Source organism: Ruegeria sp. AM7, assembly GCF_056535965.1.
This window is the reverse complement of the sequence record NZ_JBQFJE010000003.1, coordinates 3,049,519-3,069,798: the sequence shown is the minus strand read 5'-3', so window position 1 is coordinate 3,069,798 and position 20,280 is coordinate 3,049,519. Positions and strand designations below refer to the sequence as shown.

General features: G+C 54.4%; 14 protein-coding genes, 1 tRNA gene and 1 pseudogene. 7 read left to right on the top strand and 9 right to left on the bottom strand.

Features of this window, described 5'->3' with window-relative positions; all coding sequences use genetic code 11:
* Positions 1-5 precede the first annotated feature (5 nt).
* Complete coding sequence (locus ACR3EG_RS19300; RefSeq protein ID WP_480498204.1) at positions 6-1,178, bottom strand: MFS transporter; 1,173 nt, start codon at positions 1,176-1,178, stop codon at positions 6-8.
* A gap of 141 nt (positions 1,179-1,319) precedes the next feature.
* Here ACR3EG_RS19300 and ACR3EG_RS19295 point away from each other — a divergent pair, with 141 nt between their 5' ends.
* Positions 1,320-2,462: a DUF3095 domain-containing protein gene (locus ACR3EG_RS19295; RefSeq protein WP_480498206.1), complete on the top strand. Its 1,143-nt coding sequence runs from the start codon at positions 1,320-1,322 to the stop codon at positions 2,460-2,462.
* Positions 2,463-2,465: 3 nt separating this feature from the next.
* Here the strand turns inward: ACR3EG_RS19295 and ACR3EG_RS19290 are convergent, their stop codons facing one another.
* Complete coding sequence (locus ACR3EG_RS19290; protein ID WP_480498208.1) at positions 2,466-3,236, bottom strand: HpcH/HpaI aldolase family protein; 771 nt, start codon at positions 3,234-3,236, stop codon at positions 2,466-2,468.
* A 177-nt stretch (positions 3,237-3,413) separates the two neighbouring features.
* On the opposite strand from ACR3EG_RS19290, the gene hpaR reads away from it, so the two are divergent.
* Both hpaR and ACR3EG_RS19280 read left to right on the top strand, forming a co-directional pair.
* Positions 3,414-3,848, top strand: a complete 435-nt coding sequence (hpaR, locus tag ACR3EG_RS19285) for a homoprotocatechuate degradation operon regulator HpaR (protein ID WP_170355688.1) — start codon at positions 3,414-3,416, stop codon at positions 3,846-3,848.
* 410 nt (positions 3,849-4,258) lie between these two features.
* The gene (locus ACR3EG_RS19280) at positions 4,259-4,957 is read left to right on the top strand and encodes a fumarylacetoacetate hydrolase family protein (RefSeq protein WP_480498210.1); all 699 of its coding nucleotides are present in this window, start codon (positions 4,259-4,261) and stop codon (positions 4,955-4,957) included.
* Positions 4,958-4,960: 3 nt separating this feature from the next.
* Here the strand turns inward: ACR3EG_RS19280 and ACR3EG_RS19275 are convergent, their stop codons facing one another.
* Together ACR3EG_RS19275 and ACR3EG_RS19270 are read right to left on the bottom strand one after the other, a co-directional pair.
* Positions 4,961-6,172, bottom strand: coding sequence for a winged helix-turn-helix domain-containing protein (locus tag ACR3EG_RS19275; protein ID WP_480498212.1), 1,212 nt, complete (start codon positions 6,170-6,172; stop codon positions 4,961-4,963).
* Positions 6,173-6,176: 4 nt separating this feature from the next.
* The gene (locus tag ACR3EG_RS19270) at positions 6,177-7,202 is read right to left on the bottom strand and encodes a LacI family DNA-binding transcriptional regulator (RefSeq protein ID WP_170755452.1); all 1,026 of its coding nucleotides are present in this window, start codon (positions 7,200-7,202) and stop codon (positions 6,177-6,179) included.
* A gap of 114 nt (positions 7,203-7,316) precedes the next feature.
* On the opposite strand from ACR3EG_RS19270, the gene ACR3EG_RS19265 reads away from it, so the two are divergent.
* Positions 7,317-7,393 (top strand) — tRNA-Arg (locus ACR3EG_RS19265).
* Positions 7,394-7,578: 185 nt separating this feature from the next.
* Here ACR3EG_RS19265 and ACR3EG_RS19260 read toward each other — a convergent pair.
* The 5 genes and pseudogenes from ACR3EG_RS19260 to ACR3EG_RS19240 form a co-directional block, all read right to left on the bottom strand.
* Entirely contained in the window at positions 7,579-10,794 is a 3,216-nt protein-coding gene (locus tag ACR3EG_RS19260) for a matrixin family metalloprotease (RefSeq protein WP_480947498.1), read from the bottom strand.
* Between the two features lie 301 nt (positions 10,795-11,095).
* A complete protein-coding gene (locus tag ACR3EG_RS19255; protein WP_480497156.1) occupies positions 11,096-13,090 on the bottom strand; it encodes a glycosyltransferase family 2 protein in 1,995 nt (664 codons plus the stop codon).
* Positions 13,091-13,300: 210 nt separating this feature from the next.
* Positions 13,301-13,789 (bottom strand): annotated as a pseudogene (locus ACR3EG_RS19250) (glycosyltransferase family 2 protein); the annotation flags it as partial.
* A gap of 49 nt (positions 13,790-13,838) precedes the next feature.
* Positions 13,839-15,062 (bottom strand): FkbM family methyltransferase, encoded by a 1,224-nt coding sequence (locus ACR3EG_RS19245; protein ID WP_480496967.1) that lies wholly within the window; start codon positions 15,060-15,062, stop codon positions 13,839-13,841.
* Between the two features lie 143 nt (positions 15,063-15,205).
* The gene (locus ACR3EG_RS19240; protein WP_480496968.1) at positions 15,206-16,999 is read right to left on the bottom strand and encodes an ABC transporter ATP-binding protein; all 1,794 of its coding nucleotides are present in this window, start codon (positions 16,997-16,999) and stop codon (positions 15,206-15,208) included.
* A 435-nt stretch (positions 17,000-17,434) separates the two neighbouring features.
* On the opposite strand from ACR3EG_RS19240, the gene ACR3EG_RS19235 reads away from it, so the two are divergent.
* From ACR3EG_RS19235 to glf, 3 genes are read left to right on the top strand one after another with little or no spacing between them, the layout of a single operon-like run.
* Positions 17,435-18,235, top strand: coding sequence for a glycosyltransferase family 25 protein (locus ACR3EG_RS19235; RefSeq protein ID WP_480496969.1), 801 nt, complete (start codon positions 17,435-17,437; stop codon positions 18,233-18,235).
* A complete protein-coding gene (locus ACR3EG_RS19230; protein ID WP_480496970.1) occupies positions 18,232-19,122 on the top strand; it encodes a hypothetical protein in 891 nt (296 codons plus the stop codon). The genes ACR3EG_RS19235 and ACR3EG_RS19230 overlap by 4 nt, the downstream gene beginning before the upstream one ends.
* Entirely contained in the window at positions 19,123-20,280 is a 1,158-nt protein-coding gene (gene glf, locus ACR3EG_RS19225; protein WP_480496971.1) for a UDP-galactopyranose mutase, read from the top strand. It abuts the gene before it with no gap.

Genomic DNA, 20,280 nt, shown 5'->3' with positions numbered 1-20,280 from the left:
TGGCGTCAGTCGACGCTGTCCCGGCTGAATAGATAGATCACGCAGCCAATGGCAAGCGAGATGGCGAAAAAGCCGAATATCGCTGTGTAGGGTGCGGAGGGGCTGATGTCTACCGTGGCCGCGTGGACGCGGCCGGTGACGAATTGGGCAAGGCCGACGCCTCCGATCCCGAAAAGGTTCAACAGGGTCACGCCCCGGCCCACTAGGTGTGGAGGAACAAAGGCGCGGCCATGGGCCATGATGACAGGAAAGCTGGCCCCGGTGAATCCGATGACCGAGATCAGAACTACCGACAACCAGACCGCATTGTCGATCCACAGGCACAACAGGGTCAGGGCGACCACGCCCAGCGCGTTACCGCCAAAGATCACCCATTTCCGCGTTCCCAATATCCGGTCAAGCGGGCCATAGGCGAAGGTGCCCGCAATCATCGACGCGCCCATGATCAGAGTGGCGGTTCCGATCTGTGTAGTGCTGAGGGCGAAGATATCACTTAGATAGGGTCCGGCCCAAAGGCCGCGCGTCGCGGCCGACGGCGCATAGGCCACCAACATCAGGGGCAAGATGGCCCAGAGTGCGGGCTGCTTCAGCAGATCCAGAACCGATCCTTTGTGGTCGGTTTCAACGCGTTTGGGATCATGAACTGTGAAAAGGATGCCGATGGCGATCGCGCCCGAAAACAGGGCCAATGTGACCATCGTAGCCCGCCAGCCCATCAGCTCGACGGCCAGCGCCGTGGGGTATGAGGCAACCAGATTGCCGACTGACCCCAAACCCAGCATCAGAGCAGCCAAAGTGGCGAAACGGGCCGGGGGGTATTCACGGGCGAAAATAAAGTACGATGCCATCAGGATCGGCGAGCATCCCACTCCGATCAGTCCCATTGCCACGGCGATATGAAGCGGCGTGCTTGCAAGGGCAAAGATCAGCGCGCCGCCAGCGCCGCCGACCAGCAGCAATACAGTCGAGGTCAGTCGGGGGCCAACACGATCCAACGCCCATCCGACGGGCAGTTGCATGGCGGCGAAGATCAGGAACCAAAGACCCGATGCAAAGGCAAGGTCTTCGGGTGTGGCGCCGATATCCCGGCCCAGATCAACGCTGAGAACCGCCAGAAAAGCGCGAAAAAACTGGCTGAGCACATAGCCCAGGCACAACACGACCAAACCTGCTTTCATGAAATGACTCTCTCCCCCGCGGCTAACCGGCTATGCTTGGCACGGCAGGACTCCGCACACAAGCATGTGTGTAATGACGATTTCGCGGGACAGGTGCCACAATCGGGCTATGCTCAGGGATAATTTCGACAAGAGGTTATTATGAAGGACGCTCAGGTCGCGTTTTACGACAGCCTGCCCTTGCTGCGGGACTTTACCCGTTTGGCCGACCCTCAGCGGTTTTCGGCCATTCCCAGTGACTGGGTCGTTGGTGTTGCGGACATTGTCGACTCGACCGGGCAGATCGCGCAGGGACGCTACAAAACGGTCAATACCGTCGGGGCGGCGGTCATTTCAGCGATGATCAACGCCATGAGCGGGCGCGAGTTTCCTTATGTGTTCGGTGGTGACGGCGCAGGCTTTGCTGTGCCGGCCAGTGCGGCCGAAGCGGCTCGCGAGGTTCTGGCCGCCATGAGGCGCTGGGCCGAGGAAGAGTTTTCCATTCCGCTGCGCGCAGCATTGGTGACGGTGGCCGAAATCCGCAAGGCGGGCAAAGACCTGCGCGTCGCCCGTTTCGCACCATCGGACGGGGTCGACTATGCGATGTTCTCGGGCGGGGGGCTTGCTTGGGCGGAAACACAGATGAAGGCCGGTCGCTTTATGGTGCCCGAAGCCGACCCCGGTGTACGCCCTGATCTTACCGGTCTGTCCTGTCGGTGGTCCAACGTTAAGGCGCAGCATGGGCAGATCGTTTCGCTGGTCGTGGAACCCACGCCGCACGCCACCGAGGCGGATTTTGCCGACCTCGCCCAATCGGTTCTGTCTGCAGCCGAAGGGTTGGAGCGCGCGGGTCATCCGGTACCGGAAAACGGCCCACCAATCGGATGGCCGCCACCTGGTCTGAGCATTGATGCCCATGTCTCGCGCGCCGGAGGCAGCGTCTTTGGTCAAATGCTCAAACTGTTGGTACAGAATTTGCTGATCGCATTGCTGTTTCGGTCCGGCAAACGGCTGGGTAACTTTGAGCCGGACCACTATAAACGGATGGTCAGCCGGAATGCGGATTATCGAAAGTTCGACGACGGGCTTAAAATGACGCTGGATTGCGATCCTGCGACGTTGGCGCAAATTCAGATGATGCTGGAACAAGCGCGCGGGCGCGGCAAGGTGCGTTATGGCTTGCACGCACAGGACGAGGCGATGATGACCTGTTTTGTGCCTTCAGCTACCCGCGATGACCACGTGCATTTCGTTGATGGCGCGTCAGGTGGCTATGCGCAGGCCGCTGCGGCGATGCAGAGCTGATCGTTACCGGGTCTTCCACTTCGTCACCAATGCGCGCGCCGCCTGCGTCAGGATCATGACGTCGATTCCAACAGCCAGAAACTGTGCGCCCATCTCAAGGTAGCTTTGTGTCGCCTCTTCATGAGTGCCCAGAATTCCGGGGGCCTTGCCGGCTTTTTTGATTCGGCTGATTGCGTCGGCAATGGTTTCGCGAACCTCCGGCGCCGCGCTGTTGCCCTGGTATCCCATATCCGTCGACAAGTCCGCTGGACCGATAAAAACGCCATCGACGCCATCGACTTTCAAAATATCATCAAGCGCGGCGATACCGGCACGGTTTTCGACCTGAACCAATAGGCAGACTTGCGCATCTGCCGTCTGGATGTAATCGGAGAAAGAACCGTACCCGGTCGCCCGCGCGGCGCCAGCACCGACGCCGCGGACCCCTTCGGGTGGATAACGGCAGGCGCGCACCAGTTCGCGCGCTTGATCTGCGCTGTTGACCATGGGAACCAAAATTGTTTGGGCCCCGGCGTCCAATACCATTTTGATCAGCGCGGTGTCTCCGACGGGCACCCGAACAACCGGATGTGTGGCACTGGCCGACAAGGCCATAAGCTGGTCACGAACCGAGCGGATATCGTTAGGCGCATGCTCTCCGTCGATTACCAGCCAGTCGAAGCCAGCGGTTCCCATGATTTCAGCGGTGACGCTTTCGGCGAAGCTGGTCCAGCAGCCGATCAAGCGATCTCCATTGGCCAGAGCTTCTTTGAATGTGTTTACAGGGGCTGGCATCGCGGGGCCTCCAAGGCGGTGGTGGAAACGCCTGACAGTGATGGCCATTCGGGGGAAAAGGTCAATCAGATTTGGCATTGGTTTCGAAGGTGCTGCGGGCAAATCTGGACAACAAGGCTCTGAATAAGGGGTTTTCCGCGCTGTTGCAGTCTTATTGGATTTCGGTCAAGATTCCGTATGACCAAAGACCTGCCATCGACATCCCGCTCGTTGCCGATTGCGTTGCTTCGGGCCCGCGAACGGGTCATGGGCCCTATTCGGAAGATGTTGGCAGACGCCGGCGTAACCGAGCAGCAATGGCGTGTGTTGCGTGTTCTGAACGAGGAAGGTCCACAAGAGCCCACGGTGATTGCAGACCGGGCGTGTCTGTTGTTGCCCAGCCTGACACGGATTTTGCAAAAGCTCGAGGTTAAGGGACTGATCCGGCGCAGTGCCCATCCAATCGACAAGCGCCGACAGATTGTCGAGATCATGCCAACGGGTGAGCAGATCATCCGCGACAATATCGACGTCACAGTCCGGCTGGCGGATGAGATAAAGTCGCAATTGGGCCCCAAAAGGCATGAGACACTGCTGGACCTTCTGAACGATCTTTATGATCTCAAAACCTGAGAGGTTACTCTGCGCCCCGCCAGAGGCGGTGATTGGTGTCCCCTGGCGGGAGAGTCGGACTTAGCCTTGTATTTTGTGTCCGACCGACGCTTCAGAGGACCAGCCAACCTGAAATGAGGCGACATTGCGAAAGTTGCGACCCTTGGGGGGCGGGCCACGACCGCGGTTCTCTGAAACAGGTGCACCCGGTCTTTTGTGCAATCCGCCCTATCGTGGGGCTTTGGGCGGGCACGAATGGTCTGGGTGCAATTCAACGTCTGTTTGTTGTCTGCAACCTTTGATTTAGTGCTTCGATCTGTCATTCCAAGATGTAGGGCTACAAAGTAACCCGGGTCAGGACGTCGCTTTGGCTTGTTCAGACCGGGTGTATCCTTAGGATGCGCCCAGTGCGTTGCAAGAAGGGGCCAAAGATGTCTGATACATTGTTTTCCTTGCCAGACCCGATCGAGGTACCGATCCACGGGGAGTCGTCCTTTTACCCCGTCGGTCGCATTTTCTGTGTCGGACGCAATTATGCAGCCCATGCCGCGGAAATGGGCCACGAGGTTGACCGCGAAGCGCCGTTCTATTTCACCAAATCGGCAGCTAATGCCGTGCTGTCCGGTGCGACCGTGCCGTTTCCGTCCGGAACCGAGAATTTTCATCATGAGATGGAATTGGCAGTCGCGCTCGGAAAGACCGTTTTCAAGGCCAAACCTGCCGAGGCCGCAGATGCAGTCTACGCCTATGGCTGTGCTCTGGACATGACCCGTCGGGATTTGCAGATCCGCGAGCGTAACAAGCAACGCCCTTGGGATCTGGGCAAGGACCTTGAAAATGGCACCGTTCTTGCCCCGCTGACGCGCGGCTCGGGCTGGATGCCCGAGGATGACAAACGCATTTTTCTCAGCGTGAACGGGGACGTTCGGCAAGATGCGACCTTGCACGAACTGAACTGGAAGATTGATGAGATCATCAGTCACCTTTCCGGATACTACCATCTGCGACCCGGAGACATAATCCTGACCGGTACACCGGCCGGAGTGGGGGCGCTTGCGCCCGGAGACGTTCTTGAGGGTGGAATAGATGGGTTGCAGCCAATCTCTTTGATGCTGTCAGATCCTGAATAGCCTCTATTTAGGCTCTTTCAGCCAGTCCATAGAAAACTCCACGCGATCCAGTCCTGCGAACCTGCGGACCCGGTCCAACTCCGAGGTCACACGACCTGTCCGCGCCGTGGACCATTTGACCGAGCGTTCTGGCCACACCGCACTGACTTGCAGAACGCCCCGATCGCGATGAGCCTTCATGTCAATCCGGCCAATAAGCCGGTCGCCTTCAAGCAGCGGGAAGACGTAGTACCCATAGGTACGCTTCGCTTCGGGGACGAAGACTTCGATACGATAGTGAAATCCGAACAATCGCTCGGCCCGGTTTCGATCACGCAGCATGGGGTCAAAGGGGCTGAGCACGCGAATGCGACCCGGCGGGGCTGCCTGGGGCTTGGTGTCGGCCAAGACCGGTTTTGAAACCAATTTGCGGGTCTGCCCATCCGCACATGTGATTTCGATTTCCTCAATTTCACCCTGCCTTAGAGCCTGCTTTACCCATTCTCGCGCCTCTGTTGCGCTAACTGTGTCCCAGAATGCTGCCAGCTCACCGGATGTGGCGAACCCCAGCCTGTCGAGGGCTGCGTTACAAAGCCAATTCACTGTTTCCGGCGCATCAATATCTGCACCGCCGGGGCAAAGATGCGTGTCGATCACCCGTTCCGTCAGGTCGTATCGTTTTTGGAACCCGCGTCGTCCGACAACCGTCAACGCGCCAGATCGCCAGAGAAATTCAAGCGCGGTTTTTGAAGGGTGCCAGTCCCACCACCCACCCGAGCCCTTCTTTTCGTCCTTCCCGACATCGGATGACGACACAGGGCCATGATCACGAATATGATTCAGAACGGTTTGGAACTGCTGCTCGAAGCCATCGCGTCGCCAATTCTTCCACCGGGATTTCAGCAGTTCAGCATCGCGTTGAAAGCGCAGATGCCAGTGTCGGTAGAATTCCATCGGAATAACGGCGGCATCATGGGTCCAGTGTTCGAACAACGCGTGGTCGCGTTCATAAAGGCGCTTTAGGTTTTGCGCGCGGTAGCTGGGCCTGCGTGAGAACAGGATCATATCATGGGCTCGCGCGACCGTGTTGATACTGTCCAGTTGAACAAAACCCAGCCGATGGATCAGATCCAGCAGCTCCGCCCCTTTGGCACCCCCTGAAGGCTGTTCCGCCAATGCATGACGGTCCATGAACAGCAATCGGGCTGTGCGATTGTCTAGCTTTTGAATAGCCACGGCGTCAGCGCCGTTTCAGCGTGTCACCATAGCTGATTTTCGGCGTCAGGGTAACGCGAGACTCTAATTCAGCCTCGGGATCGGCCAGTTGGGCGGCTATGATCTCGGCGGCTTTGCGTCCGATCTCAAGGCGACAGGCATCCATCGTGGCCAGCTTGCGCGGCAGACCCTGCAACAGTTCAACGTTGTTGAACCCGGCAAGACCAATCTGTCCGGGCACGTCGATACCTTGCTCCAGCAGGTACAGCAGCCCTCCGGCACCAATCATATCATTGGAATAATACAGAAAATCCAGATCCGGAGAGCGTTCCAGCATGGCCTGCGTCATCTCACGCCCCTTGGCCAGGGCTGACCCGCCGGAATAGAACTCGCGGTCTTCAATTTCGACCCCGTGTTTACCCAGCACTTCGGTGAAGCCTTCGAACCGTTTGCGGGCGCGGTGATCCAGCGGCATCTTGGTGCCCATAAACCCGATATGCTCGTACCCCGCCTTCAGGATTGCCTGCGCCATCTCGCGTCCGGCGCGGCGGTGCGAAATGCCAACCATTGCATCCACGGGTTTGCCATCAGTATCCATGATCTCGACCACTGGAATCCCCGAGGAGTCCAGCATGGCACGCGCGGCCTCGGTATGTTCCAGCCCCGCGATGATCACACCTGATGGCCGCCACGAGAGCATCTCGTACAGTACCTTTTCCTCTTTCTCGGGAAGGTAGTCGGTAACGCCGACCACGGGCTGCAATTCGGTATCTTCCAATACTTGGTTGATGCCGGTCAGCACCTCGGGGAACACCATGTTTGAAAGGGAAGGGATGATCACCGCGACCAGATTAACCCGGCTTGAAGCCAGCGCGCCGGCGATTTTGTTGGGCACATATCCCAGTTCTTTTGCGGCAGCCAAAACGCGGGTGCGGGTGGCGTCCGACACGTCACCCCGGTTGCGCAGGACGCGGCTGACCGTCATCTCGGACACCCCCGAGGCCTCAGAGACATCCCGAAGAGTGAGCGGGCGTTTGGTTTCTGTTGTCACGATGGCACCTGCGTCGTTGTTTTATGGGATGGTAGCGTGAACAGGACGCATTTTACAACTGCCCATCAAAGGTCATGACAACCTGAAAAATCCGGGGTACAGAGAGCCTTGCGCGGCCCCGTGGCTCAACTGGATAGAGCAGCCCCCTCCTAAGGGGCAGGTTGCAGGTTCGAATCCTGCCGGGGTCGCCAGTTTACGAAACGTTTCTTTGTTGGCGCTCACAGATCATGTGATGCAAACCACATTATTGATTGCCCAAAGCCAAGCGAACCGCGCTGGGAACGCACTGTCTGAGTAATTTGGTGTTTTCTCGGGAGTGGCGTTGCAAAACATGAATTGCAACGCCGTCTCGACCACACGTATACGCCGGCGGCATTCAGAACAGGAAGACGTCGTCCTCATGCAAAAATAGCTCGATAGGGCTTCTTTCAATTTGGTCCCCGAGATCGGGCATCGCATCCCAGAGGTTTTCGGCGCTCAAAATCACGTTTCCAGTAAGTTTGAGGAAGTGATCGCCATCAGCGGCGCTGCCTTCCACAGTTTCCGCATCTGCCGCCGAGAACGAGAACTGGAATTCGTCTTCTGCAGCGCCTTCCAAAAGCGGATTGATAACCCTTTCACTGACAGACGAATTCAACCTTGGCAATCCTGTCCCGGTTGTGCCGCTGCCATCGATATCGGCACCATAAAAGACTTCAACATCAGCGACATCAGGAATGCCGCCTCCGCCGACAAGCTCGCCCTGACTATTCAGGGTCCACTCATAAAACTCGCGGCTATCGTTTTCCCAAAGCACGCGGTAGCCGTTGCCCGTGGCTTCGGCGTGAATTGCGCTCCAGCCTGCGATGGTGTCTGGACCAACCACAGCGCCGTTCAGAAAAATTTCGGTGCTGCCGTTGATCAGGTACATGCCTTGGGTCGAGGATGACAGGGTTGTCGATCCATCGTCTTCGATCAGGGTGGTGAAATGACCAGTGGTTCCGTCGTTGTTGATATCCGCTCCGTAGAATACTTCTACATCGATCACGTTGCCCACAACGCTTCCGCCGATAAGCGCGCCCTGACCGTTCAGGATCCACTCATAGTAGTCACCGTTCACGTTCTGCCACAGAACGTTGTACCCACCGTTTGCTGCTTCGGCCTGGATGGCGCTCCAGCCCGGGATTGAATTCGGGCCGACGGGTGCCCCGTTTTGCAGGATTTCGGTGCTGCCGTTGATCAGGTACATGCCTTGGGTCGAGGATGACAGGGTTGTCGATCCATCGTCTTCGATCAGGGTGGTGAAATGACCAGTGGTTCCGTCGTTGTTGATATCCGCTCCGTAGAATACTTCTACATCGATCACGTTGCCCACAACGCTTCCGCCGATAAGCGCGCCCTGACCGTTCAGGATCCACTCATAGTAGTCACCGTTCACGTTCTGCCACAGAACGTTGTACCCACCGTTTGCTGCTTCGGCCTGGATGGCGCTCCAGCCCGGGATTGAATTCGGGCCGACGGGTGCCCCGTTTTGCAGGATTTCGGTGCTGCCGTTGATCAGGTACATGCCTTGGGTCGAGGATGACAGTGTTGTCGATCCATCGTCTTCGATCAAGGTGGTGAAATGACCAGTGGTTCCGTCGTTGTTGATATCCGCTCCGTAGAATACTTCTACATCGATCACGTTGCCCACAACGCTTCCGCCGATAAGCGCGCCCTGACCGTTCAGGATCCACTCATAGTAGTCACCGTTCACGTTCTGCCACAGAACGTTGTACCCACCGTTTGCTGCTTCGGCCTGGATGGCGCTCCAGCCCGGGATTGAATTCGGGCCGACGGGTGCCCCGTTTTGCAGGATTTCGGTGCTGCCGTTGATCAGGTACATGCCTTGGGTCGAGGATGACAGGGTTGTCGATCCATCGTCTTCGATCAGGGTGACCTTGTGGCCGACTGTGCCGTCATTGTTGAGGTCTGTGCCGTAGAAAACTTCGACATCAACTACGTTTGTAATGTCGCGCCCGCTGACTCTCTGGCCCTGATCGTTTAACGCCCATTCGTGATAGGCGCCTCCTGTGTTTTGCCAAAGAAGACCAAAGCCGCCGAATTCATTCGCCTGCGTTTGAATCGCGCTCCATCCAACGATCGAAAACGCGCCTACAATCGCACCATTGTTGGTCACTGCGATATTGCTGCTGCTACCCCCAACCAGATAAATCCCGTGTGCCGCGTGCTGCAGGGTGGTGCCGGTCGTTTCGATGTCAAAGATTTGCGTCGCTGCCGAAATCTGTGGCAATGTATATTGCTGGGTGCCCCAAGAGAACTCGAATCCTTCGACGTCGTTCATGACCGTAAATGAAGCGCGGGTCACTACATTGAAGATAGTGTAGGAGCTGCCATTGTTCAGGAACAGGTAGGTGTTTACAGCGCTGGCAAACCGGACGGTGTCCCAGCCTTCTCCGCCCTCGAATGACCCAGTATTGTTGACTACGATTGCAACGTCGTTATCTTCATTGCCATAGACAGTGTCTGCGCCACTGCCATTGGCAAGGTGAATGATATCCTGTCCAAAGCCACCGCGGATTGTATTGTTGTTGGTGCCGTCTGACACCGAGTAGATTGTGTCGTTTCCACCGTTTCCGTTCAGAACATTCTGGGCGGTGTTCCCAATGATGATGTCGTTGCCCGATCCACCCGAGGCGTTTTCAATCACGACTCCGGCTGCGATGGTGAAACCACCGTCTACGCCCTGGACATATGAAACGGCACCACCACCCAGATTATCGTAGCCCAGCGTCGCCGGACGCAGGTCGATTGTGGCTGCTGCGCTGCCGGTGTGTCGGATCGTATCAATTCCGCCGGTGTCCCAGATTGCCTGATACCCGACGCCAGATGAATTGAACGACGCCAGATTGTAGCTGTTCGTGCCCGAGTTATAGGAGGTATTCGCGCCATACATTGCCTGCAGTGCCGCGATATCAAGAGCGCCCAAGCCAGTCGACCCTCCCCAGGCTGAATTGGCTGGCAGTATTCCGTTTACCTGTGTCCAGCCGTCGTTATAGGACATGACGGTAAAGATACCTTGGTTCAGGTTACCTGTACCAAAGGAGTTAAACGGTGACGTTACGCCGGACATGACGGTCGTCCCCAAGCCACCGTCATGCGGATGGCCCAGCCCAAGCGCATGGCCCAGTTCGTGCAACAGGGTAGTAAAAAAGAACCCTCCTGGATCCCCGTTTCCGCCAGGACCAGCCGTCCAGAAATCTGTATTGAATGCCCCCTCAGAGGGGCCGTTGAACGGTGTTACATGGTAGCCGAGGATATTGGGCGAGTCGAAGAAATTCGGGTTTGAGGATGGGGATATGACTTCGTAAATATCCGCGTCTCGCCAGTCGTTGACCTCGACAAACTGGATGTTTGCAACGGATTCAAAAATCGCCAGTGCAGCCCGGAAGTCATCTTTGTACGCGCTGGTCCAAGCTTGCGACCCCGCGTATTGGTCAAAGTTGTATGTAATTGTCGTGACCGTATTTGGGTTGCCGTCTCCATACGCCACGTTTCCTTGAATGGCGCTGAGAGGAGAAGAGATATTTGGGGTCGGAATGGATACGGTCATATCAGGCCTCAAGAGCTTGTCGTTTAATAGTTCAACAAATTCACGCCAAAGTTGTCAATTTCAAGGCGATAATCTCCCTTTGATACAAAGTCTACGGGTGATCAAATCAATTCTTGCCGGTTTGGTTTATTCCGCCCCAATGTCGTGTCGCAGAGGCCACGAAAGCCCAACTCAAGTGGGAAAACGCGGCACCTTTTTGAATAGAAAGCAGGCTCTGCCGGATAGGGTCATCTCGGGCAGATAATATGCAAGCCTTGCGATAGGTTGCAGTAGACCAAAGGGTGTTGAGCCCTTTGGAAATTTATCTCACGTCGCCGTATCCGGGCAAGGTTTTTGCTGCTTTGCCGGTTAGATACGCCCAGTAGAGCTTACGAATATCGCCCTTGGCGTCTTTGCGCTTGCGCCGGAACCAAAAGAACAGTTTGAGGTTTGACCAAATCTGGTGCGGGCCAAACAAATCAAGAGCGGCCCATTGGCGATACTCGTCGATAAACTCAGGGTCGATTTTCTCCAAACCCCAAAGATGAGTGTTTAGCTGAACACGCAGGTAGTTAACGTAAGTCCCGCGCTCTGCGGAGTTCAGGGCTATGTTGCGAACAGTTTCCAACAAAGGGAAGTGGATGAAAAGGCGGTCATCACTGATCGCAACGTCCTGGCCTTCGCGTTCCTGTCGGTAATTTAGAATTACCTTTGGAACATATGGTACGTTAACTATTTCGCTTAGCGCGTGAAACTGAAACGGCAGATCGTCAAATCGTCGGGCCTTTACCTCAAATTCGATCTGATGCGCGTCCAGAAATGCTTTCTTGTAGAGCCGCCGCCATATTGTTGGGCGACCAAGAATACCGTTGGCACTACTTCGATAGTCAATGCCGCCCGGACCGGGCCAGCGGCTGTTGGATTCCAATGGCAGTTCGTGTTCGAAACGATTGTTGGGATAAGCAAAGCGCCAATCACCTTCAACAACATCAGCGTTTGATAAAACGGTCAGGCGATACAAATCGTCCAGAGCACTTTGCTCCATCCAGTCGTCCGAGTCGACAAAAGTGACGTATTCACCCTTTGCCTCGACCATGCCCTGCATCCGGGAAGATGCACAGCCGCCATTTTCCTTGTTGATTACCCTGACGGTCGGGTCGCGCTTTGCCCAAGCATTACAAATCTCAGGGGACCTGTCGGTAGCCCCGTCATTGACCAGCAAAATCTCACGATTCTGCAGCGTTTGATTACTTAACGATTCAACACATTCGTCAAGATACTCTTCGACGTTATAGACTGGAACGACGACACTGACTTCTGGCATTTCAGGCGGCCTTGACCTACCCGAGACCAGCAAGCCGCTTTGACCGCTCATGCAAAATGCAGAGCTGAATGACTGCATTGCCCGCTGCAAATCGACAGGGTCAATGTCCAAGTCACTAAATGTCCCGCAGACATATTCGGGTGCGGGTAACGAGGTGCCGCTTGACGTATTGAACGTCTCCAAAAAAGAAAGATCGTCCAGCGATCTTACATACAGAAAATTAATCCTTTTCCATCTGCCCAACTCAGGCGCTGCGGATGCCACGTCGTCGAATATGGTCAAGTTCGCCACATTCGCGGTCCGGGCCTTGGCGGCAAGTGCATCTCGCCGTTGTTCATTGCGACAAACGAGTATGACGCGAGACTTTGGCCGGTCTTTGGCGAAACGAAGGGCACCATCTGTTCCGCCGGCGTCGATGAAAACCGCTGTACCGTCAACAGGTGTTGTCGCCCAGCCTATGCCCCAATCCCAAAACGCGTGTTTTGAAAATGCGTCAGTTGCAAGTTCGGGCGCGTTGAAACCAACCGTTCGGTACTGCGTCCATGGCAGGCCATAACGTTTCCGGCGCAGGCTTAGAGGACGCGAAATCTTCCAAGCAAGGGGTAGGCCATCAAGCGCGGACTTTATCGATCCGTCCCCAATAAGCCCTTTTGCGATCAACCGCGCAGTTTCCTTGTCGGACAACGCCAGTTTCCGGACCCACTTCTTTGGAAACTTTCTGTGAAGGCTGGGTTGGGCAGCTAAAAACTTGTGGCGCAAGTGAACCGCAATAGACTGCCGACACCAATTTATGATGCGCATGTAACCGGCAAGCAGGTTGCGACCGCACTCATCGTTCAGGTCTTGGATCGCAGGATGATCCAAAGCGTCCGAGACGTTGCTCAGGACGTCAAGCCGCCCTTCGCTTTTGCTTTGCGTAATCGCCCCTGAGCGTCCTTCACGATAAAGCAGCCCGATTTCGTTGAGGATCCCCACGCGCCCGCCAATTGCCAATGCCACCGAGTGGATGCCAACGTCTTCGAACAGACGTCCTTCTGGGAAACTAAGATCATGTTCCTCGACATACGCACGTTTCCAGATTCGTGCGCATGTCTTTGGTTCTGTGCGGAATACTCTTGGTTCAACCTGCGGGCAAAACTGTCTATGCTGCAGACCGCCCAGAATGCTGTCCCAGATTTCGCTGTCGTAAAAGGGACGAACAGCCAAAGTTGTGTCGGAAAACGCAACCGAGCGGGAAAAGACCTGAGCACAATCAAATTTTTCCGCATAGCGAACCATTCGTTCGTAGGCTTTGGGGGCCATCAGATCGTCGCCGTCAAGATAGGCGATGTAGGGTGCGGTTGCTACTTCGCGGCCGGTGTTTCTAGCGGCAGACAGGCCCCCGTTTGGGCGATTCAGAACCATCCAACTTGTGTTGCATTCGGAAAGTATTGCGCCCGCGATATCTGCGGTCTCATCTGAGCTGCCGTCATTGACGACAATCACTTCGATTGTCAGATTTCCTGCTGCAGCAAAAACTGAATGCAACGTTTCTGGCAAAGTGGTCGCACAGTTATACGAGGGAATAATGACACTAAGTTCGGGGGTTGGGCCGGACTTGTTTTTGAGAACGTCTGTTTTGAATTGGTTTCGGTCAGCGGCACTAATTCCGCTGATTTTCTTGTCCGAGCAACCAGTGATCGAGAATTCCATGTGGACACTTTTCTTGTAAGCAGGATTCTGTTTGTGGAATACGCGAGTACTATGGCAGCAATCCACGGAGACGAGATTTAATTCGTGTAGACATTCCAATTTTGGCATGAATATCTATCCAACCGGTGTTTTCCGGATTCTGGGTCCTTAGATTGTCGATTTCGCGCTGAATACTTTTTTCAGAAACCCATTCGCCAGGAGTTTCCTCTCCGAATGGTCCGCTCGACGGGCCAAGAAATGTGTACTTCACAGTCTTGCCCTCGCGCGCGGGCTCAAGCGCGGAGCTGCCGGAGACACTCATCTGATCGACCACCTTAAAGCTGCTATAGCCAGCTCGGGACAATGTCGCTACGCGATCCGACCAGTCGTCAAAACCGGATTCAAAGCTGACATATGTTGGTTTTTCCGTCAGGTCACCGATCGAGTCGATCACGGTGCCGTCGAATCCTTCGATGTCGATCTTGGCGTAATAGGGCACACCGAAACTTGGCCAGATATGTGCTGGATTCACGGTTTTGATCTCACATGATTCGACTGGCCCCAACCGCAAAGCCATGTCTTTGTCGAATGAACTCTGTTCCGAGTTCACCAACGACACGTGAAAAAGCAACAATCCGTTTTCTTCAGCAACGCCCAAGTTTAGCAAGACGAGGCGTCCGTCGTTGATTTCCTCTGCAAACCGGGTTGCGTTGCGTTCGGCGATCTGGGGGTTGGCTTCGATTGCGACCACTCGGAACCCCTTAGCAAGATAGAATTCAGTATCGCTTCCCGAGTGCATCCCAAAATCGTAGATCAGATCATCCTGACGCTTTGTAAGATGGCCTTCGGGAAATTCAGCGACTTCGCGAACAACACGCTGCAAAGCTGTTGTGACCAGCTTTGACGTGGCTTCTTCGAAACTGAAATTCCAAATTTCTCCGGATCCGCAGACTTTACCAACCTTGGACAATTCGACAGGAATCTCAACTGAACCGTCGATATCGTCACCCGATAGCTTGAGGCCCTCTGGGGTGCGTTGCAATTGGATCGTAGTACTGTCTTTGCCTTTAAGCTTGATCGAATTGATCAATTTCACCCAATTCCCGCCGTCTTGTTGCTGCGAAACAGAAAGCTTGCCGTTCTCAACTCTTATCGTGGCGGCGGCAGTTTCGTTTTTTCGCTGAAAAGTAATGAACGTGCCGTCGTTCTTCATGGAAAGAGAGAAAGTGGTGTTGAGTCGGATTTCTCCACTTGCCAGCCACAGTTCTCTCCAACCTGTAAAAGTGTTGTTCATGCCAGAGTCCTAAATTCGAAATGTTCTTCTATGTATCCGCCAAACAGCGTTTGGTCTTGGGGGTATTGCAGCACAGCCAATCGGTCCACTGGATATTTGCGGGCACCGTCAAAAGCCTTCTCTCGTGTTGAAGTTCGTGTTTTTCAAGATTCTACTTCGCTTTTTTGTTTTTCGGTTCCGTGCGTTTTGAATTGTTGATCGAATAGGCTGCGGAAGCTGCCGTTCTTTTCCATCAACTGCTCAAGATTTCCTTGTTCGATCACCGCTCCATCCTGAACAACCATGATTTTGTCCGCCTCAAGAATCGTAGAGAGTCGGTGTGCGATCACAATAACGGTCACGTCTTCGGTCAGCGAATCCAAAGCGGCTTTAACCAATGATTCGGATTCTGCATCCAGTGCGCTTGTTGCTTCATCCAAAAGCAGAATCTCGGCTTTGCGCAGTATTGCGCGAGCAATCGCTATACGTTGTTTTTGCCCACCGGACAGGAATGTTCCGTTCTCGCCGACCTGTGTTTCATAACCATCGGTCAATTCAGTGATGAAATCATGCGCATGGGCAGCCCTTGCCGCGGCTATGACCTCTTCATCGGTTGCTTCGGGGGCCGAGCAACGCAGATTTTCCATAACTGTTGTGGAAAACAGAAAGGTGTCCTGTCCTACATACGAAATCTTTCTTCTGAGCGATGCATAGCTGACATGACGCAGATCTTGTCCATCTATTTCTACGCTGCCGTCCTCGGGGTCATAGAACCGCATGATCAAGCCGAAAATAGTTGACTTGCCGCCGCCCGATTGCCCGACTAAAGCTGTGGTCTTCTTGGCTTCGAAGTTGACGTTCATCTCTTCAATAACCGGCATGGCGCCGTTGTAACCGAAGGTGACGTTGCGCAGAAAAATATCGCCAGGACCCTCTAAAAGGTCACGGGCGTCGGGGCTTTCTTTCATTGTATCTTCTTGATCCAGAAGACCAAAAAGCAAGCCAACACCAACCAGGCATGTCTCGATCTGAACGCGCATTTTGGACAACCTTTTCGCGGGCTCATACGCCATCAGAAGGGCTGTGATGAATGACATTAACTGGCCAGCAGTCGGTTGTTCGCTGCCTGCAATGCCCATAGTGCTGACCACCAGAACACCGGCCACGGCAAGACCTGCAAGAAACTCCATCAGTGGGCTGGCGATAGATTGAAGTTTTGCGATGTCATTCGAACGGTTTTCGACTTTGCGGATCGCAGTGTCCATTCGGTTTATCATCCTGTCTTCCAACGAGAAAACCTTGATGACTTTGATGCCAGCGGACGTTTCTTGCAAAACTCGAATGATCTCGGCCAGAGACTTGAATTCTGCTTGCATGATCGAGCGCACGCTTTTTAGCAGATATCTCACACCCAACAACGCAACCGGACCAACAATAAAGAACATGCCCGATAGTACAGGTTGCTGATAGACCATCACGATTATAAGGCCGATAAGAGTGAGGGTATCGCGCACAAAGCCAGTCACGATGACATCAATCAATTGCCTTGCCGCCTGCGCCCCGTGGGTTGTGCGCATCAAAAGGTCTGAGGATTCGTTTGACGCAAAAAACGAAATGCCGTGAGTCAGCAGTTTTCGATACACCCGATCCTGCTGTGCAGCGACAATTCGATTTCCCGCGCGGGCTAGGTAGACGGCTTGTACATAAGACGCCACGGCCTTGACTAAAAACAACCCGATGACACCCAAGGCTATTATGTGGGCCCAGCTCCGCAATTCCGGGCTGGTCATAGCGTCAATGATAAATTCCATCATATAAGCTGACCCAGCGGTTGTTACCGCCACCGCGATCATCGCGACGATCGCGACTGCATACAGGCCACCCTGCGCATAGAAACTCTCGCTGAGGAGGCGGCCCATATAGCCAGATCGCCAATTGTCCCAGGCACGCTTAATCATTGCGTTCTCCAGATCGTGAAACCATGCGCTCGCTCAGATAACCTATATTCTGTCCTGTCAAAAGAGCGGACTGTAAGGCGTGACAACTTGATAGAGGGCAGGTGTGTCGAGAAAGCCGTCGCGTCATAGTAGTGGTCTGGCTGATCGGCAAGTGAATGGCGGGAAATGTCCAATTTGGGCGTGATGTTGCGCAAAAAAAACACGAGTTGATCGGGATCAGTTTAAAAGTGTTAATATTGTGATACAGTTATGTGTTAGTGAGTACAAACCGGTATTGAGGAGCGTTACTCGCAATTCGCGTAAAGAGTGTGGTGGTAGGCGGATATTTGCCAGAGGCTGGCTGTTCTGATCCTTCTGCTGAATCTGTCAATTTGTGCAGTTGTTGTTGCAGCTTGCGGCCACTAATAAGGCCGCGTATTTGAGTGGAATAGAACCGTGTCTATAAGAGCTGTTATTCTCAGTTTGCCGAAAGATGTTCAACGTAGACGATTCTGCGAAGCGGAACTTGCGAAGTTTGGCGTCACGTTTGAGTTTTTGGATGCTATCCCTGGACATAAGCTCGATACGCCAAATCTGCATCAGATTTACGACACGAATGAAAATCGTGCAAAATTCAAGCGCCCGCTCAGCCTGAACGAAGTTGCCTGTACGCTGGGCCACCGTCAGATCTGGCAAAAACTGGTAGATTCTGGTGACCCTGTTTGGCTGGTGCTCGAAGATGACGCGACATTTGTGCAGGATCCAAGATCGTTTCTGGATGCGATGCACGAATGTTCTGAGTGCTTCGAAGGCGTGATGATAAAACTGGACGGAGTTCCGGGGAAAAACGTGCAATTCCTTAAGGAATTTGCGGACCAAGATCTGGTCCTATCTGATCGCCTGCCACCTCGAACAACGGGGTATATCATCGGCCGCAGGGCCGCAGCGCAGCTGCTTGAAATTGATGCTCCGATTGCCCGGCCTGTTGATATCGACCTGAAGTTCTACTGGGAGCACAGGGTGCCGATACTTACGCTGGCCGCTCCGATGATCTCTGAGCGCGAAGCACTTGATAGTTCGATCGACCATTGTCGTAAAAAAATGAAACCGGGGTCGCCTCTGCTCAGGTTCGCGCGCAACCTCGTTTATCAGGCCAAATATACGCACGGCAGGCTAAGCCACCCTTTGAATCCTGACAGAATCGAAGGGTTAGACCCATTGTTGCGCGCCGGGAACAAGGTCCGAAGCCACGTATGAAGAAAAGCCTCGTCGTTGTCCGTGCAGGCAGCAAGTCATTGCACCACCGATGGTGCCAAATCCCCTATGAAGATCGCGACTATGACCTGATCGTCAGCTTCTTTTCCGACGAAGCCTATAACAGCTTTGTCGCAGAGGACGGGGTTGAGGCGGTCCTGCTGAAAGGCGGCAAGTGGGACGGTTTGTACCAAACGCTTATTGATCGGAACCTTGAGGGTTACGACTATTTCTGGTTGCCTGATGACGATCTGGACATCAGTGCGCAGGACGTCAATGCCATGTTCGCCGCGATGCGGCATTATGGTCTTCGCATTGCTCAGCCATCGTTGAGTTCAGAAAGCTATTTTTCGCATTTCGTATTCAGCCAGTGTCCGGGCTTTGTTCTGAGATACACAAACTACATCGAGATTATGGCCCCTTGTATGCACCGCGATGTGCTGCAGAAGGCACTGCCCCTGTTTCAGAGCACCATGAGCGGCTACGGGCTGGACTATATCTGGTGTCGTTGGGCCGAGGCCGGTGCATTCAGGACAGCCATTCTGGACGAGATCGCAATGCATCACACCCGCCCCGTCGGGAAAAACCTGAAGGCGGCGATGGCGGCTTCTGGTAATCTCAGCTCAGAAGAAGAAGAGGCCGTACTGAAAGAGATGTTCGATTTGTCACGACGCACGGTTCCGATCGTGTTTGCGGGTATCTTGCGGGGCGGACAACCCATCTCGGGGCGGTTGAAGTTGGGTTGGTGGATGTGCCGTGGCTGGATGTCCGTGTTGAACGCCTTTCGCAGCAAGGCCGAGGCGCGGTCAGGCATATTCAAAATCGCTAGGCGACAGTTGATCAAGCCGCTCGACATGAGCACGATTTCACCGAAGCACGAAGGTAAATAGATGAACAAAGGTCGATTTCTGATGGTAGGGGCCGGGCTTTCTGGCGCGGTGATTGGACGTGAACTTGCCGAACAAGGGCATGAAATCACAATCATCGACAGTCGCGACCACATAGGGGGCAACTGCCACACCGAGCGCGATGCGGATACAGGCGTGATGGTACACGTATACGGCCCGCACATCTTTCACACGGACGACGAAGAAGTGTGGAACTACGTCAACAGCTACGCCAATTTCCTGCCCTACAAGAACCGGGTCAAGACGACCTCGAAGGGTCAGGTGTTTTCGCTGCCGGTGAACCTGCATACGATCAACCAGTTCTTTGGCAAGACGATGCGCCCGGACGAAGCACATAAGTTCATCACCGAGGAGCAGGCGGACACTTCGATCACCGACCCTCAGAGCTTTGAAGAACAGGCGATGCGGTTTGTTGGTCAGGACCTTTATGAGGCGTTCTTCAAGGGCTACACCATCAAGCAGTGGGGCTGTCACCCGTCCGAACTGCCCGCCTCTATCCTGAAACGCTTGCCTGTTCGCTTCAACTACGACGACAATTACTTTTTCCACAAGTTCCAGGGTATGCCGGAAAACGGATACACCGATATGATTGCGGGTATTCTGGATCATCCCTTGATCACTGTGAAGCTGGGCACGGCATTCGACCGCAGTATGGTCGATGACTTTGACCACGTTTTCTATTCGGGGCCGCTGGACGGGTATTTCGACTATGAGCTGGGCCGGCTGGGGTATCGCACGCTGGATTTCGAACGCTTCACATATGATGGTGACTATCAGGGGTGTGCTGTCATGAACTACGGTGAGGAAGAGGTCCCATATACCCGGATTACCGAGCACAAGCATTTCGCGCCGTGGGAAACGCATGACGGTTCCGTGTGTTACCGAGAATTCTCGCGTGCGGCCGAACCGGACGACATTCCCTATTACCCTATCCGTCAGGTCAAGGAAAAGGCGCTGCTGGGTGATTATGTCGAGCTGGCCAACAAGGCGGAAAATGTCACGTTTGTCGGCCGCCTCGGCACCTATCGCTATCTGGATATGGACGTCACAATCCGCGAGTCTCTGGACGCAGCCAAATCCGCGTTGTCCGCGATTGCGGCAGGAGAGAAACTAAAGCCGTTCTTTGTGACGGTTCTCTGA